General features: G+C 67.0%; 16 protein-coding genes. 1 reads left to right on the top strand and 15 read right to left on the bottom strand.

Features of this window, described 5'->3' with window-relative positions; all coding sequences use genetic code 11:
* Positions 1–10: 10 nt before the first annotated feature.
* The 5 genes from GZ64_RS0102280 to GZ64_RS0102260 are packed head-to-tail and all read right to left on the bottom strand — an operon-like array spanning position 11 to position 5,914.
* Complete coding sequence (locus GZ64_RS0102280; protein ID WP_029260179.1) at positions 11–1,189, bottom strand: M24 family metallopeptidase; 1,179 nt, start codon at positions 1,187–1,189, stop codon at positions 11–13.
* Positions 1,190–1,198: 9 nt separating this feature from the next.
* Entirely contained in the window at positions 1,199–2,098 is a 900-nt protein-coding gene (locus tag GZ64_RS0102275) for an ABC transporter permease (RefSeq protein WP_021198531.1), read from the bottom strand.
* Positions 2,095–3,057, bottom strand: coding sequence for an ABC transporter permease (locus GZ64_RS0102270; RefSeq protein WP_021198530.1), 963 nt, complete (start codon positions 3,055–3,057; stop codon positions 2,095–2,097). Before GZ64_RS0102270 ends, GZ64_RS0102275 begins: the two co-directional genes overlap by 4 nt.
* A gap of 32 nt (positions 3,058–3,089) precedes the next feature.
* Positions 3,090–4,709, bottom strand: coding sequence for an ABC transporter substrate-binding protein (locus GZ64_RS0102265; protein WP_021198529.1), 1,620 nt, complete (start codon positions 4,707–4,709; stop codon positions 3,090–3,092).
* On the bottom strand, positions 4,709–5,914 hold the full coding sequence (locus GZ64_RS0102260) for a dipeptidase (RefSeq protein ID WP_021198528.1): 1,206 nt from the start codon (positions 5,912–5,914) through the stop codon (positions 4,709–4,711). The genes GZ64_RS0102265 and GZ64_RS0102260 overlap by 1 nt, the downstream gene beginning before the upstream one ends.
* A gap of 169 nt (positions 5,915–6,083) precedes the next feature.
* Here GZ64_RS0102260 and GZ64_RS0102250 point away from each other — a divergent pair, with 169 nt between their 5' ends.
* Positions 6,084–7,739 carry a dipeptide ABC transporter ATP-binding protein gene (locus GZ64_RS0102250; RefSeq protein WP_051667824.1) on the top strand — a complete coding sequence of 552 codons (1,656 nt, stop codon included), beginning with the start codon at positions 6,084–6,086 and terminating at the stop codon, positions 7,737–7,739.
* Between the two features lie 23 nt (positions 7,740–7,762).
* Here GZ64_RS0102250 and GZ64_RS0102245 read toward each other — a convergent pair whose 3' ends face one another.
* The 10 genes from GZ64_RS0102245 to rplU all read right to left on the bottom strand — a co-directional run bounded on the left by GZ64_RS0102245 (position 7,763) and on the right by rplU (position 15,161).
* Complete coding sequence (locus GZ64_RS0102245; RefSeq protein WP_029260175.1) at positions 7,763–8,452, bottom strand: SDR family oxidoreductase; 690 nt, start codon at positions 8,450–8,452, stop codon at positions 7,763–7,765.
* A 1-nt stretch (position 8,453) separates the two neighbouring features.
* Positions 8,454–8,837, bottom strand: a complete 384-nt coding sequence (rsfS, locus tag GZ64_RS0102240; RefSeq protein ID WP_029260174.1) for a ribosome silencing factor — start codon at positions 8,835–8,837, stop codon at positions 8,454–8,456.
* Positions 8,837–10,033, bottom strand: coding sequence for a hypothetical protein (locus GZ64_RS0102235; RefSeq protein WP_029264968.1), 1,197 nt, complete (start codon positions 10,031–10,033; stop codon positions 8,837–8,839). The genes rsfS and GZ64_RS0102235 overlap by 1 nt, the downstream gene beginning before the upstream one ends.
* Entirely contained in the window at positions 10,030–10,635 is a 606-nt protein-coding gene (gene nadD / locus GZ64_RS0102230) for a nicotinate-nucleotide adenylyltransferase (RefSeq protein ID WP_021198523.1), read from the bottom strand. Before nadD ends, GZ64_RS0102235 begins: the two co-directional genes overlap by 4 nt.
* A 6-nt stretch (positions 10,636–10,641) precedes the next feature.
* Positions 10,642–10,866: a hypothetical protein gene (locus GZ64_RS0102225; protein WP_021198522.1), complete on the bottom strand. Its 225-nt coding sequence runs from the start codon at positions 10,864–10,866 to the stop codon at positions 10,642–10,644.
* Positions 10,867–10,931: 65 nt separating this feature from the next.
* Complete coding sequence (locus GZ64_RS0102220) at positions 10,932–12,185, bottom strand: glutamate-5-semialdehyde dehydrogenase (RefSeq protein ID WP_029264967.1); 1,254 nt, start codon at positions 12,183–12,185, stop codon at positions 10,932–10,934.
* A gap of 9 nt (positions 12,186–12,194) precedes the next feature.
* Entirely contained in the window at positions 12,195–12,980 is a 786-nt protein-coding gene (proB, locus tag GZ64_RS0102215) for a glutamate 5-kinase (RefSeq protein ID WP_021198520.1), read from the bottom strand.
* Complete coding sequence (gene obgE, locus GZ64_RS0102210; RefSeq protein ID WP_029260171.1) at positions 12,977–14,476, bottom strand: GTPase ObgE; 1,500 nt, start codon at positions 14,474–14,476, stop codon at positions 12,977–12,979. The genes proB and obgE overlap by 4 nt, the downstream gene beginning before the upstream one ends.
* 100 nt (positions 14,477–14,576) lie before the next feature.
* Positions 14,577–14,834, bottom strand: coding sequence for a 50S ribosomal protein L27 (gene rpmA, locus GZ64_RS0102205; RefSeq protein ID WP_028501603.1), 258 nt, complete (start codon positions 14,832–14,834; stop codon positions 14,577–14,579).
* 18 nt (positions 14,835–14,852) lie between these two features.
* On the bottom strand, positions 14,853–15,161 hold the full coding sequence (gene rplU / locus GZ64_RS0102200) for a 50S ribosomal protein L21 (protein ID WP_028501602.1): 309 nt from the start codon (positions 15,159–15,161) through the stop codon (positions 14,853–14,855).
* Positions 15,162–15,361: the final 200 nt, after the last annotated feature.

Raw genomic sequence — 15,361 nt, 5'->3', positions numbered from 1 at the left:
TTCCGGGGCGTCAGAGCGCGATGATGCAGTCGTCGAGACTGCGGGGGTAGGTGGTCAGAGGTTCGGCGCCGGTGTCCGTCACGAGCATGCTGTCGCTGATGCGGTACCCCGCGTGCCGTGGGACGTAGATGCCCGGCTCGTTCGAGACGACCATGCCCGCCTCCAGCAGCGTCGCATCGCCGTCTTCCAGCCAGGGCGCCTCGTGCATGCCGAGACCGATTCCGTGTCCTTGACGATGCCGGATGAACGCGCCGAGTCCGGCACCGCGGATCACGTCGAGACAGAGGCGGTTGGCTTCGCGACACTCGAGCCCGGCGCGGATGGTCTCACGCCCGAGCTGCTGCGCCGCGTTGATCGTGTCGTGGTAGCGCCGCTGCTCCGCCGTGGGCTCGCCCAGCACGAAGGTGCGCTCGCCCTCGATGAAGCGACCGCCCACCGCGCAGCCCAACGACAGCATGAAGGTGTCGCCGGCTTTGAGGCGGTTCACCGAAGGGAGCCCGTGCGGGAAGGCGGAGTTCGCGCCGGAGTAGACCAGCCCGCCGGCGAGCAGGGAGGCCACCACCACGTTGCGGTGCTCTGCGTACATGATGCCGGTACCCGTCGCCGTGACGTGACGCTCGAGCTCGGCCTCGGTGGGGAGCTCTCCCCCGGCTGCGACGGCCTCGACCACCAGCGAAACCCCGGCCTCGAGCATCCGATCCGTCACGCGGGCGGCCTCGCGGTGCAGGGTCACCTCCTCGGGGAACTTCACGAAACGGGCGCGGGTCAACAGATCCGAGGCGACGAGATCGGCTCCGGGCATCGCCTCCCTCACCGCCGAGAGACGGGAGAACGGCATGGACGACGCGAACCCGACCCGCCCCCGCGGCGAGACCGCGCGAGCCAGAGCCTCGAACGGTGCAACGACTCCGGGGAACTCGAAGAACGCCACCAGTTCTGCCCTCGCGGACTGCGACTCTGCGTACTCGCGTTCCAGTTCGGGCAACAGCATCACCACCCTGCCGTTCGCCTCGATCCAGATCGCCACCGGACGCTCGGAAGGGTGGTGGAAGAAGCCGGTGAGGTACGCGATGTCCTCCGGATGGTCGGTGAGGAAGGCGTCGAAGCCCTGCGCCCCCATCCGGTCGCGGACACCGGTCTGCACGCGATCGAAGAACTCGGGCGCGAGCCGCTGATCGAACTCGGTCATCTCCGGCTCCTATCGGGCGAGGTGGCGCGGGTTGCGCGCATCGTTGTAGGCGATCGACAACAGGGTCGCGGACAGCACCAGGATGAGGATCGCGATCGAGGGGAACAGTGTCAGCCACCAGGCACTGACCATCGCGCCGGCCTGCTGCGCCTCGTAGAGGATGCGACCCCAGGACCAGGTCGTCGGGTCGCCGAGGCCGAGGAAGGCGAGTCCGGCGGCCGAGAGCACGGCCCGCGAGGCCGTCACGACCACGGACACCACGACCACCGGCGTGACGGCGGGGAGGACGTGTTTCGTGATGATCCAGACCGGAGAGGTGGTCATCAGGCGCGAGGCATCGACATAGGGCAGCCCGACCACGGTCAGCGCCTGCGAGCGCACGAGACGGGTGACCTCCGGCCAGGAGAACGCGGCGACCACGAAGATGATCGTCGACGTGCTCGGCCCCACGAGCGCGGCGATCAGGATCATGAGCGGGAGCACCGGCAGCGAGAGCGTCATGTCGACGATCACGCTGATGAAGCTGTCGAGCTTGCGGAAGTAGGCGCCGAGAACAGCGATGATCGTGCCGAAGACGATCGCGATCAGCGAGGCGGCCACCGCGACGAGCACACTCTGCTGCGTTCCCCAGATCACCTCGGAGAAGACATCGCGGCCCAGTGCGTCGGTACCGAACCAGTGGTCGCCGCTCGGCGGACGCAGGACGTCCGGTCCGTAGCTGGCGGGATAGGGCGCGATCAGCGGCGCCGCGAGAGCCACGATCACCAGCAGGATCAGCAGCCCGAGCGAGATCATGCCGAGCGGGTCCCGGCGGAAAGCGCGCCAGGTGTGCGCGCTCGCCCGCTCGCTGCCGGCGGCGGTCGGCTCGCTCGGAGCGAGGGTCTCTGAGGCGGGCATCGGAGCGGTCATGAGGTCTTCACTCTCGGGTCCAGGTAGCCGTAGATGATGTCGGTGATCGTGTTGGCGACCACGACGGTGATGGCGAGCATGAGGAAGGCGCCCTGCAGCACGGGGAAGTCGAGCTGTGTGACGGCCTCGTAGATCCCGCGCCCGATGCCCGGATAGGCAAACACGGTCTCGGTGAGTACTGCACCGCCGACCAGGAATCCGAGTTGCAGGCCGATCAGGGTCGTGGTGGGGAGCAGGGCGTTGCGCAGGGCGTGCTTCCAGAGGATGCGGCTGCCACGGATGCCGTTCGCCTTCGCCAGGAGGATGTAGTCCTCGCCGAGCGTCTCGATCAGCGTCGAACGCATCGTGAGCACGTAGGAGCCGACCTGGATGAGCATGAGCGACACCGCCGGGAGGACGAGGTGCTGCGCGACGCTGAGGTACCACTCGAAGCCGTAGGTGTTGTTGGTGTAGGCACCTCCGATCGGGAACCATCCGAGGTTCAACCCGAACACGAAGAGCAGGAGGATGGCGACGCTCGGGACGAACAGGGACTGCCCCGTCACGCCGACCACCTGCACCGCCCTGTCGATGAAGCGCCCCTTGTGGGACGCAGCCGCGACGCCGAGTGGAACGCCGATGAGGATCGTGAGCACCAGTGCCGTGATCGTCAGGAGAAGGGTCCACGGCAGCCGCTGCATGAGGACATCGGTGACCGGGATCGACTGCGTGAACGAGATGCCGAGGTTGCCCTGCAGCAGCTGCCACATGTAGAGCCCGTATTGCACGATCAGGGGCTGGTCCAGCCCGTACTGCTCGAGGATGGTCGCCCGGATGTCGTCCGTCATGTTCGGACTCGCCAGCGCCAGGGCCGGGTCGCCGGGAAGCAGACGCAGGAGCAGGAACGTCACGGTCACGGCGAACCAGATCGTGAGCAGACCTCGACCCACGCGACGGAGAATGAACGATGCTCGGGACACCCGGGCGACCTTCCTCGAGATTTCAGTGGTTGTTACTCGACCGGGTGCGCGCTCGCGAGCGAGAGCGGGTTCACGATCGAGAGCAGCTCGCTCGGCTTCGAGATGAAGCCGGCCCATTCGTCGCTGGCCGCGAAGAACAGGTTCTGCGTGTACATGATGTTGTCGTAGACCTGCTCGTGCACGATCTTGTTCGCCTCGCGCATGATCGAGATCTTCTCGTCCTCGTCGAACGTGACCATGCCCTCCTCGATCAGCGCGTTCAGGTCGGCGTCGTCGACATGGGTGTAGTTGATCGCACCGCCGGGAAGGTACGACAGCGAGAAGTTCGTCACCGGATCGTCCATGATCGCGAAGTTGCCCGCGTAGATGTCGTAGTCGCCCTCGCTGGTCATCGAGAGGTATGTGTTGCGCTCGGTGCCCTGCAGCTCGATCGTGATGCCGGCCTCCGCCGCGCTGTCCTTCACCATCTGCGCCCATTGGCTGGTCACGCTGTCCTGCAGCGAGTAGATCAGCCGGAACGAGACGGGGAAATTCCCGTTCGCGTCTGCCGTGTAACCGGCCTTCTCCATGAGGGAGCGCGACTTCTCGGGATCGAACTCGTACTCCTTCACCGACTTGTCGTAGTACTTCGCGAGCACCGGCATCAGAGCGCTGGAACCTGTCGAGACGGCCTGCCCCTGCAGCACGACGGTGCGGATCGCGTCATAGTCGACCGCATGGGCCAGAGCCTGTCGCACCTCGGTCTTCGCGAGGTCGGGCTTGTCCATGTTGTAGACCAGGTGCGCGTAGCCGAGCCCGGGCGCCTCGACGACCTGGAGGCCGTCGGTGCTGCTGAGCTGCTCGACCTGTGCGGGTGGCAGCGCGTTCGCGATCACGTCGATCTCGCCGCTCTGCAGCGCCAGGATCTCGGTGTTCACGTCCGGGTACACGCGGTACACGACCTCGGCGGGCCCGGGGACGCCGCCCTTGACGAGCGGGTAGTCCTCGACGCGCTTCAGCGTGTAGTGCTGACCGACCTGGAAGTCGCTCATGATGAACGGCCCCATGCCCACCCAGCCTCCGGCGCTGCCGTCGTTCGCGAACTCGGCGATCGACCCCTGCGGCTCGAACACGTGCTTCGGAACGACGACGCCCCAGAAGCCGATCTCTTCGACGATCGAGGAGTCGGGCTGAGTGAGAGCGAGCTCGACGCGGGTTTCCGACACCGCGGTCGCGGTGTCGAGGTTGCCCAGCTGCCCGTAGAACGTGCCGGGAGCCTGATCGCGCTTGACGGCGTTCAGCGTCCAGGCGACGTCCTCGGCGGTGAGGGGCTCACCATCGCTCCAGGTGAGATCGTCGCGGATCTCGTAGAAGCCGGTGGTGTCGTCCACGTAGCCCCAGTCGGTGGCCACGTGGGCTTCCTTGGTGCCGTCGTCGCTGATGCTCAGCAGATGCGGATACATCAGGTTCGTGATCCACGAGTCCGTGCGGCTGTTCCCGAGGACCGGATTGAAGTTCACGACATCTGTCGTCGTGCCGATGCTGATCGTCTCGTCGCTCGGGCCGGTGGAGCCGGATGACTCCCCCGGTTCCGGCGCGGACGGGGCGCACGCGGCGAGGCCGACGGCGAGAGCCGCGGCCGCGCCGAGGGCGAGGAACTTGCTGTACTTCATCAGACCCAAACCTCCTCGAGTACGCGCATGGTGTTCCCTCCGACGACGGCGCGAATCTCGTCGTCGGAGTAGTCGTGCTTCACGAGCCAGCCGATGATGTTGTAGAAGGCCTCGGCCGGGTTCTCGATGCCGTCGACGTACGGCTGCTTCTCGTAGTCGACGTTCGCATGTGCCTGCCCGAGCGACAGGTTCGACGAGAACGCGTCGTGCAGGCCGACGTGATCGCCGAACAGCGTGTCAGGACCGAAGCTGACGTGCTCGAGTCCCACCAGGTCCACGCAGTACTGGAAGTGGTCCATGACCGATTCCAGGGAGTGCTTCGGGTGCTGGGGGGAGATCGTCGTGTGAGGGGCGGCCTCGATTCCGATCACGCCGCCGCGCTTGGCGCATTCGATGATCGTCTCATCCGTCTTCATGCGGTTCGTCGGCCACAGGCCGCGCGCACCGGCGTGCGTGATGAATACCGGCTTGGTCGAGTGGGCGATCACATCGAGACAGGTCTGGTCACCGGAGTGGGAGATGTCGATCGCGATGCCGAGCTTGTTCATACGCTCGACCGCGCGCTCGCCGAAGTAGGTCAACCCGCCGTCTCCGCGCTCTTTGAGACCGCCGCCGAGCATGTTCGCCTCGGAGTATGCGATGCCCATCTGCCGCACGCCGAAGCCGTACAGGACGTCGAGGCGGTCGACCTCGTTCTCGATCATGGTCGAGGCTTCGAGCGCGAAGATGTGCGCGACCCGTCCGGTCTCGGCGGCGTGACGGATGTCCTTGATCGACTCGGCCTTGATCACGTAGTCCTGGTGTGCGAGGTCGGCCATGCGCACGCCGAGGTCGAACAGCACGTCCTGGTACTTCCAGCCGGCATCGCTCGAGATGCAGCAGGTGCCATCCATGCCGTTGTCGAACACGGCGGTCAACCCGGAGCGGGCGAGGCCCTGGTAGCCGGTGGGTTCGCGGCCCTGGCGGATGTGGTCGCGCAGCTCGCCCATGTCCTCGGGAAAGACCTGCACGTGCTCGTGCAGGGAGATCACGGTCTCTTCGCGAAGCAGACGTTCGGTGCGTTCCTGCTGCGCGGCACTGAGCCCGAGGTCGTAGGCCGGCACACGGCCGATCTGCTTGGCGTAGCGAAACTCGCGGTAGTCCTTGCCGGCTTCCAGGTAGTCGTACGCGGTGTAGCCGGTGTACCGGCCAGCTTGTTCGAGCACGGATGCGCTCCTTCGGTTCGATGATGCGGGTGCCCCTCCCGGTCGACGAGCGGGAGATTCCTCGAATCTGGAGGATTTCGGCGCAGATGTCAACCATTGTGATTATCTTCGGCTGAAATGTTTCCTGTTCGAAACAATTCAGAACAAAGAAGCTGGCATGATGGCATCCATGGAGAACACATCCGCCCCCCGGAACGCCGTCGTCCTGGACGTCAAGGGACTCACCGTCACCCTCACCGGCGATGGACGCCGCAGCCGCGTGGTCGACGGCATCGATCTCGCCGTTCGCCGCGGCGAAGTCTTCGCGCTGCTCGGCGAATCAGGCTCGGGCAAGTCGATGACCGCCCGCGCGATCATGGGTCTGATCGACGAAGGAGACGTCGAGGCGGAGACGATGTCACTGAGCGGAACCGACCTCCTCGCCCTCTCCCCCGAGCAGCATCGACGCCTGCGAGGCGTGCGCGTCAGCCTGGTCATGCAAGATGCCCTTTCCGCGTTGAACCCGGTCCTCAGCATCGGCGACCAGATCATCGACCTCATCCGCGCTCATGGCAGCATCGGCCGCCGAGCCGCCGAAGCGCGCGCGGTCGAGTTGCTGACCCTCGTCGGTATCCCCACCCCCGACAAGCGCGTGCACGACTATCCGCACCAGTTCTCCGGCGGTCAGCGCCAGCGCATCCTGATCGCCATGGCGATCGCGCTGGATCCTGATCTCATCATCGCGGATGAGCCGACCACCGCGCTCGATGTGACGGTGCAGGCGCAGATCCTCGACCTGCTGCTGGCCCTGCGCGACCGGCTGGGCATGGGAATCCTGCTCATCACGCATGATCTGGGCGTGGTGATGGAGGTCGCCGATCAGGTCGCCGTCATGCGCTCTGGCCGCATCGTGGAGTCAGGGCCCGCCGACGAGGTGCTCACGAAGCCGCAGCACGCTTACACCATGCGTCTGCTGAACTCCATGCCGCGAGATGTGAGCGCCGCCGCGGAGAACGACGGGACGGTGCCCATCCTCGAAGGCCGCGGCCTGAAGCGCACGTTCCGTTCCGGGAGCGGGCGACGAGCGCACCGAGTCGCCGCCGTCGCGGGTGTCGATCTCGAGCTCCGCCAGGGCGAGATCCTGGCGATCGTCGGCGAATCGGGCAGCGGCAAATCGACGCTGGCGCGGATGCTGGTCGGACTCGACTCACCCGATGCCGGCACCCTGCGCTACCGCGATCAGGACGTGACGCGCGGTCGGCTCCGCGATCGGAAGATCCTGCGTCGTGGCGTGCAGATGGTCTTCCAAGACCCGTATATGTCGTTGAACCCGCGGATGACCGTGCAGCAGATCATCTCCGAACCGCTCGCCGCGACCCACTCCGGAACGCCGGCGACGCGACGGGAGCGCGTCGCCGATCTGCTCGATCTCGTCGGCCTCACCCCCGAGATGGGCTCGCGCTTCCCGCACCAGTTCTCGGGCGGCCAGCGCCAGCGCATCGGCATCGCCAGGGCGCTCGCGCTCGATCCGGACGTTCTGGTGTGCGACGAGCCTGTCTCGGCGCTCGACGTGTCGATCCGCGCACAGATCATCGACCTGCTGTGCGACCTGCGCGAACGGCTGGGCATGTCGATCGTCTTCATCGCGCACGACCTGTCCCTCGTGCGTCACATCGCCGATCGCGTGGCGGTCATGTACCTGGGGAACATGGTCGAGATCGGGGAGACGGAAGACGTTTACCGCCACCCCGAACATCCCTATACGCGGTCGCTGCTGTCCGCGATTCCGCCGCAGACGCGCGCGGAGCGCGGCATGCTCGCACGCCGAACGCGTGTGACCGCCTGACCGTCCGGTACGACGAGGCCGGATCAGCGACCCGGCCGCACCGTGAGGTCGGTGATCTCCGCGTCGCGCGGAAGATCGAGGGCGGTGAGGATGGTCGTGACGACGGCATCGGGCGTGATGAAGCGACCGGCGTCGTAGTCCTGCCCCTCCTGCTGGTGCACACGCTCCTGCATCGGGGTGGCGGTGCGACCCGGATAGATCGACGTCACGCGCACGCCGTGCGGCGCCTCCTCGGCCCGCAACGCATCGGCGAGGGCCCGGAGACCGTGCTTCGACGCCGCATATGCCGCCCACCCGGCGTTGGCACGCAGTCCCGCCCCCGAGTTCACGAATACGACCTGCCCTTGCGACACGCGCAGAACGGGCAGCAGAAGGCGCGTGAGCTCGGCAGGAGCCACGAGGTTCACGGCCAGCTGCTGTTCCCACAACGCGGGAGCGAGGTCGGCCACGTCACCGAGGTCGACGACCCCGGCGACGTGCACGAGCGAGTCGATCCGGTCGGGCAGGTGCTGCTTCGACAGCGCCCACGACAGACGACCCGGCTGAGCCAGATCAGCGACCAGGACGGATGCTCCCGGAAGGCTCTCTGCGATCTGCCTGGCGCGTCCGGCGTCGCGGGCAAGCACCACCACGTCATCGCCACGGTCCAGCAGACGGCGCGCGAGGACTGCACCGATGCCGGAACCCGCACCGGTGATCAGGTGCGTGGGCATGTCAGCTCGGGTCTGTGGTGGCGGGCTCTGCCACGTCGATCGGGACGACGGGGCAGTCCTTCCACAGTCGCTCGAGGCCGTAGTAGACGCGCTCCTCCTGATGGAAGACGTGCACGATCAGGTCGCCGAAGTCGAGGAGCACCCATCGGGCCTCCGCGCGCCCCTCGCGCCGTACGCGCTTGTGGCCCGACTCGATCAGCCGGTCCTCGATCTCATCGGCGATGGCGGCTACGTTGCGCTCGCTGTTTCCGGTGACGAGCAGGAAGATGTCGACGAGCGGAAGAGGCTCGGACACGTTCAGTGCGACGAGATCTTCACCGCCCTTGTCGATGGCGGCTTGTGCTGCGAGACGCAGCATCTCTTCGGCAGTTTCAGGTGATTGCATCAGAACACATTCGTGGTGATGGCGATGATGACGACGACACCGACAGCGAGGGCGAGGCCTCCGGCGACGATCGCCAGGGTGATCATCAGCCGGTTGCCCTTCTCGGGCGCCGGCGGACGGATCACCTCGCCGGCGGGCTTGATGGTGCTGACCGCCGAGCTGGCGGCGATCGGCGTAGGCGACGACGCGGGGGGAAGCTCGCCGTCGATGAGAACGGCGTCGACGTCCTTGCCGTCGGTGGTTCCCAGGGCGTGGCCCTGCGAGCCCATGCCCTGAGGCAGTTCATAAGACCCGGTGACGAGGATCTCACCGGTGGAGGCGACAGGGCCGGAGAGCGAGCCCTCTCCCGGGGACGGCGTGAAGATCAGGGCGTTCGGTGCGGAGTGCTGCGACCCGGTCGAGTCACCGACGGAGAGCAGCTCGTCGAACGACGGGCGGAAGGGGGTGTGCGGGTCGGGAGCATCGGCGAGGATCCCCTCACCGAACGCGGGGTTGACGGTGGGGCGGGCTGCGGCGTCGTCATCGTCATCATCGGCGTCACCGACATCTGCCAGCACGTCGTCACCGTCGGCCTCGGAGTCACCGGTGCTCTCGGCCGGAAGGCCCAGAGCCGAAGCCACGTCAACATCGTCCTCGTCGGACTCGTCACCGGCACCATCGACGGACTCCAGCGGAACATCTCCTACGGAATCCGCGACGACGGATGCACGCACGGGAGCGACGGCGACCTCGTCGTCGACGTCATCATCGTCGACGTCATCATCGTCGGCGTCGCCCGGCTCTTCGTTCCGTGTGAAGTTCGGGACCCCCGACACGATCTCCGCGGGGTCGTGCGTCGCGGCGGACTCCTCGTCGGTCGGTTCCGCCGGCGCGTCGGGGGCTGGCTGCTCGACCTCCGCCTCTTCGGACTGCTCTCCGGCGATCACGGGCACCGAGGCCGTGCGCACCTTCTCGAGCTCGCGCGCCTGGCGGCGCGTCAACGGCGCATCGCCGCTGACGTCGTCAGGCACGGAAGTCGGCGCGGGCGGGATCTCCACGGGCTCGGCGGCACGGGGCAGCGGCGGTGCGGGCGGTGCCGCCTCAGCCGCCGCGGCAGCCTCCTCGCTGGAGATGACCGGGGTCGAACCCGTCAATCGAATCTCCCGCAGCTGCTTTCGCGTCAGCGGACCCTGCTCCTGCTGATCCGATGTACTCATGCCTTGCTCCGATACAGATGATGCTTCGCGATGTACTGAACGACCCCATCAGGGACCAGATACCAGACCGGCTGATCGTCGCGAACGCGTTCACGGCAGTCCGTCGACGAGATCGACAGCGCCGGCACTTCCAGTTGGCTGACGTTGTCGCTCGGGAGGCCGTCTGTGCTCAGGACATGTCCAGGGCGTGAGACCGCGACGAAGTGGGCCAACTCCCACAACTCATCATGGTCCCTCCAACTGAGAATTTGCGCTACGGCGTCGGCTCCGGTGATGAAGAAGAGGTCGGCATCCGGTCGATCACGCTTCAGGTCGCGCAGTGTGTCGATCGTGTAGGTGGGGCCCTCGCGGTCGATGTCGACCCGGCTCACCGTGAACTGCGGGTTCGAGGCGGTGGCGATGACCGTCATGAGGTAGCGGTGCTCGCTCGGCGAGACTCCCGACTTCTGCCACGGGTGGCCGGTCGGCACGAAGACGACCTCGTCGAGCCCGAAGGAGTTCGCGACCTCGCTGGCTGCGACGAGGTGGCCGTGATGGATGGGGTCGAACGTACCGCCCATCACGCCGATGCGCGGGGGGCGCGTGGTCGCAGCGTCGTTCATGGGGGCCTAGTGGCCGTGTCCCGCCTCGTGGCCGTCCTTGCCGTGCTGCGCTGCCCATGCCTCGGCCTTCGCCGAGTGACGGTTGGCGACGTTCTTGTACGAGAAGGTCACCAGCCCGAGGAAGGCGAACACGACCGCAGCGATGGCTCCGAAGATCACCGTTTCGAGCGCGACGTTGCCGTGGTGCTCGGTTTCGGCAGCGGCCATCGCGATCTGTGCGACGAGGTTCATCCTGACTCCGTTTCGTGGCGTGCTGTTCGGGATCCTGTGAGGTACAGCGTCCCCCAGTCTAGCCCTCAGCCGCGGGTCTGCCCCGACCCACGCGCGAGCCATTTCGTGCTGGTCAACTCGGACAGCCCCATGGGCCCGCGAGCGTGCAGCTTCTGGGTCGAGATGCCGACCTCCGCGCCGAATCCGAATTCGCCGCCGTCGGTGAAGCGCGTCGACGTGTTCACCATCACGACGGCGGAATCCACCTCGGCGAGGAAGCGTTCCGCGTTGCGCGAGTCGGTCGTGATGATCGACTCCGTGTGTCCCGTGCTGTAGCGACGAATATGGTCGAGGGCCTCGTCGAGGGAGTCGACGACCTTGATCGCGATGTCGAGACTCAGATACTCGGTCTCCCAGTCCTCCTCGACCGCCGGGATCACGTTCGACACCATGCCGGCGACCATGTCGTCACCGTGGATCGCGACGCCCTCACTCTGCAGAGCGCTGGCCACGAGCGGGATCAGACGCGGAGCCGCCTGACGATGCACCAGCACCGTCTCCACCGCGTTGCACACGCTGGGGCGCTGCACCTTGGCGTTCACGACGATGTCGCTCGCCCAATCGTCCGGGGCCGTCTCGTCGAGGAAGATGTGGACGTTGCCCGCTCCGGTCTCGATGACGGGCACGGTCGACTCCGTGACGACGGCTTCGATGAGACCGGCACTCCCCCGTGGCACCAGCACATCGATGAAGCCGCGACCGTGCATGAGCGCCTTCGCGCCCTCGCGACCGAAGTCATCGACGGTCTGGATCGCCTCGCTCGTGAGTCCAACGCTCTCCACCGCCCGCCGCATGACGTCGACGAGCACGGTGTTCGACTCGCGCGCGGCACTCCCCCCGCGCAGCACGACGGCATTGCCCGCGCGCAGCGCGAGCGCGGCGATGTCGACCGTCACGTTCGGCCGGGCTTCGTAGATGGCGCCGACCACTCCGAACGGCACGCGCACCTGCTCGAGGGCGACACCGTTGGGCATCCTGTGCCCGCCGACGACGCGGCCCACCGGGTCGGCGAGGGCCGCGACTTCGCGCACAGCGGCGGCGAGGGCCGCCACGCGCTTCTCGTCGAGACGCAGCCGGTCGATGAGCGACTCCCCGATGCCCTCGTCACGCCCACGGACGATGTCGCGGGCGTTCGCCTCGATGATGCGCGGCGCGGCGTCGAGAAGGGCGACGGCGATCGCTTCGAGCACCCGCGCCTTGTCGTCGCTCGTGAGCGCGGCAGCGGCGCGGGAGGCCTCTTTGGCGCGCTCCAGGCGCACCTGTGGGGTCTGGTCGGTCATCCGCCCAGTTTATGAGGTGGCCGGCTCGAACCAGGTTCCTATTTCCGCACCGGCGAGGGCCTGTTCGACGAGGTCGGCGCTGGTGACCAGGACGCCGATGCCGGATGCCGCCGCGAGACGCGCGGCCGAGACCTTCGTGGCCGCTCCTCCCGTGCCGACGCTGTTGACGACGGTCGCCCCGAACTCGAGGCCGGTCAGGTCGGCATCGGGAGCCACGACATCGATCGGTTCGGCGCCGGGGTCCGTCGGAGGTCGCGTGTACAGCGATTCGATATCGCTGAGAAGGATGAGCGCGTCGGCTTCGATCAGCTGGGCGACGAGCGCGCCGAGCCGGTCGTTGTCGCCGAAGCGGATCTCCTGCGTCGCGACGGTGTCGTTCTCGTTCACGATCGGCAGGGTGCGAAGCCCGAGCAGCCGCTCCATCGCGCGACGGGCGTTGGAGCGCGATGTCGGGTTCTCGAGGTCGCCGGTGGTGAGGAGCACCTGCCCCGCGACGATATCGAAGGGACGAAGCGACTCCTGGTAGCGATACATCAGGATGTTCTGACCAACGGCCGCCGCGGCCTGCTGGGTCGCGAGGTCGGTCGGGCGGGCGTCGAGCCGCAGGAACGGGATTCCGGACGCGATCGCACCAGACGACACCAGGACCACCTCGGCTCCGCGTGCATGCGCCGCGGCCAGAGCTTCGACGATGACGGGGATCCGCCACGACGAGTCTCCGCTGATCGAGGAGGATCCGACTTTGACGACGATGCGGGACGCGGTGGCCAGATCCGCGCGGGTGCGTGCTGTCACTCGCCGTCCTCGCGGTACGCGGCGAGACGCTGCGTCTCCACCTCGGCGCGAGCCTCGGCCTTGGCATCCATTCGCTCGTAATACTGCTCGCGTCGCTCCGACGTCGTGCGGCGCGAATTCGGCGCCAGACGGGGGTCCGTACCCCGAGGCGCGCTCATCAACTCTGCCGCCGAGGTCATGGTGGGCTCCCAGTCGAAGACGATGCTGTCGCCCTCGCCGATCACGACGGTCGACCCCTGCACCGCACCGAGGCGGAAGAGCTCGTCCTCGACGCCGAGCTTTTCGAGACGATCGGCGAGATACCCGACGGCTTCTTCGTTCTGGAAGTCGGTCTGCTGCACCCAGCGCACCGGCTTCTCGCCCATGATGCGATAGACGTTGCCGTACGTGCCACCCTCGACCCGGATGGTGAAGTCCTTCTTGGAGCCTCGCGGGCGGATGACGACGCGCTCCGGCGGCGTCTCGAGCGCGGCTTCGGCGCGAGCCTTCTCGACGAGCTCGCCCAGCGCGAAGGTGAGGGGACGCAGACCCTCGTGCGAGACCGTGGAGATCTCGAACACCCGGAAGCCGCGAGCCTCGAGATCGGGACGCACGAGCTCAGCGAGGTCGCGTGCCTCGGGGACGTCGATCTTGTTCAGAGCGATGAACTGCGGGCGCTCGAGGAGCGGCGTCTGTCCCTCGGGCACCTCGTAGGCGCCGAGTTCCGCGAGGATGACGTCGAGGTCGGAGATCGGGTCGCGTCCGGGCTCCAACGTCGCGCAGTCGAGCACATGCAGCAGCGCGGAACAGCGCTCGACGTGGCGGAGGAACTCGAGGCCGAGCCCTCGCCCCTCGCTCGCGCCCTCGATGAGACCGGGCACGTCGGCGACCGTGTAGCGGAAGTCACCGACCTGCACCACGCCCAGGTTCGGGTGCAGCGTCGTGAACGGATAGTCGGCGATCTTGGGGCGGGCGGCGGAGATCGCGCCGATCAGGCTCGACTTGCCGGCCGACGGGTACCCCACGAGGGCGATGTCGGCGACGGTCTTCAGCTCGAGGACGATGTCGCCCTCGTGGCCGGGCGTGCCGAGCAGAGCGAAACCGGGCGCCTTGCGCTTGGGGGTGGCGAGAGCGGCGTTGCCGAGCCCGCCCATACCGCCCTTGGCGACGACGAACCGCTCGCCGGGGATGATCATGTCGATGAGGACGTCGCCCGCGGTGTTCTTCACCACCGTGCCGACCGGAACGGGCAGCTCGAGCGTCTCGCCGAGGAATCCGGAGCGGTGATCGCCCATGCCCGGCCCGCCGTTGCCGGAGGAACGATGCGGCGAGTGGTGGTACGAGAGCAGCGTGCCGGTCTGCGGGTCGGCGACGAGCACGACATCGCCGCCGTCGCCACCGTTGCCGCCGTCGGGACCACCGAGCGGCTTGAACTTCTCGCGGTGCACGGAGACGCAGCCGTTGCCGCCCTTACCCGCACGCAGGTGCAGTGTGACGGTGTCGACGAACGTGACCATTTGCTAGTCCTCAGGGTTGCTGTGCGTTTTCGGAGGGTAGATACACGGACGGGGCGAGCCGAAGCCCGCCCCGAACCGGATATCTAGTGTCGCGCTGTGATCACTCAGCTGCGGCGACGATGTTGACGACCTTGCGGCCGCCCTTCGCGCCGAACTGGACCGCACCGGCGGCCAGAGCGAACAGCGTGTCGTCGCCACCACGACCGACGTTGACGCCGGGGTGGAAGTGCGTGCCGCGCTGGCGAACGATGATCTCGCCGGCGAGGACCTGCTGACCGCCGAAGCGCTTCACGCCGAGGCGCTGAGCGTTGGAGTCACGACCGTTACGGGTTGAGCTTGCGCCCTTTTTGTGTGCCATGTCCTAGTCCCCTCGGGCTTACTTGATGCCGGTGATCTTGACGCGCGTGAGCTCCTGGCGGTGGCCCTGACGCTTCTTGTAGCCGGTCTTGTTCTTGTACTTCTGGATGATGATCTTCGGGCCGCGGAGGTTGCCGATGACCTCTGCCGTGACCTTGACCTTCGCCAGCGAGTCAGCGTCGGTGGTCACCGTGGCGCCGTCGACGAGCAGCACGGCGGCCAGCTCGATCTTCTCGCCCTGGGCAGCCTTGACACGGTCGAGCTGAACGATCGTGCCGACCTCGACCTTCTCCTGCCGCCCACCGGCGCGCACTACTGCGTAAACCACTTCATACCTGTTTCGTTGGGGAGCTCGCGGCTCCGAGATCTCACGGGAAGACTGTTGCTTGCATGCGCCGCAGAACGGCGGGCGCGAACGCAAGACTCTCCGCTTCGACCGACGAGGACGACGCGGCATACGCACCAAGGGACTACTTTACCGGATGCGGGTCGGTGTCGCAAAGCGGCGCGGCTCCGAGGCGTCTCACA

Source organism: Microbacterium sp. Cr-K32 (assembly GCF_000708345.1).
In the GTDB taxonomy this organism is placed as follows: Bacteria; Actinomycetota; Actinomycetes; order Actinomycetales; family Microbacteriaceae; genus Microbacterium; species Microbacterium maritypicum_A.
The sequence above is the reverse complement of the archived record's forward strand: the minus strand, read 5'-3'. Positions and strand labels throughout refer to the sequence as shown.

Bases quoted from the DNA above. Each gene is read 5' to 3' on its own strand.
- GZ64_RS0102275 (WP_021198531.1), bottom strand. From the start codon at position 2,098: ATGACCGCTCCGATGCCCGCCTCAGAGACCCTCGCTCCGAGCGAGCCG.
- rpmA (WP_028501603.1), bottom strand. From the start codon at position 14,834: ATGGCACACAAAAAGGGCGCAAGCTCAACCCGTAACGGTCGTGACTCC.
- GZ64_RS0102280 (WP_029260179.1), bottom strand. From the start codon at position 1,189: ATGACCGAGTTCGATCAGCGGCTCGCGCCCGAGTTCTTCGATCGCGTG.
- GZ64_RS0102225 (WP_021198522.1), bottom strand. From the start codon at position 10,866: ATGAACCTCGTCGCACAGATCGCGATGGCCGCTGCCGAAACCGAGCAC.
- nadD (WP_021198523.1), bottom strand. From the start codon at position 10,635: ATGAACGACGCTGCGACCACGCGCCCCCCGCGCATCGGCGTGATGGGC.
- GZ64_RS0102235 (WP_029264968.1), bottom strand. From the start codon at position 10,033: ATGAGTACATCGGATCAGCAGGAGCAGGGTCCGCTGACGCGAAAGCAG.
- GZ64_RS0102250 (WP_051667824.1), top strand. From the start codon at position 6,084: ATGGAGAACACATCCGCCCCCCGGAACGCCGTCGTCCTGGACGTCAAG.
- obgE (WP_029260171.1), bottom strand. From the start codon at position 14,476: ATGGTCACGTTCGTCGACACCGTCACACTGCACCTGCGTGCGGGTAAG.
- rsfS (WP_029260174.1), bottom strand. From the start codon at position 8,837: ATGCAATCACCTGAAACTGCCGAAGAGATGCTGCGTCTCGCAGCACAA.
- GZ64_RS0102245 (WP_029260175.1), bottom strand. From the start codon at position 8,452: ATGCCCACGCACCTGATCACCGGTGCGGGTTCCGGCATCGGTGCAGTC.
- GZ64_RS0102265 (WP_021198529.1), bottom strand. From the start codon at position 4,709: ATGAAGTACAGCAAGTTCCTCGCCCTCGGCGCGGCCGCGGCTCTCGCC.
- GZ64_RS0102220 (WP_029264967.1), bottom strand. From the start codon at position 12,185: ATGACCGACCAGACCCCACAGGTGCGCCTGGAGCGCGCCAAAGAGGCC.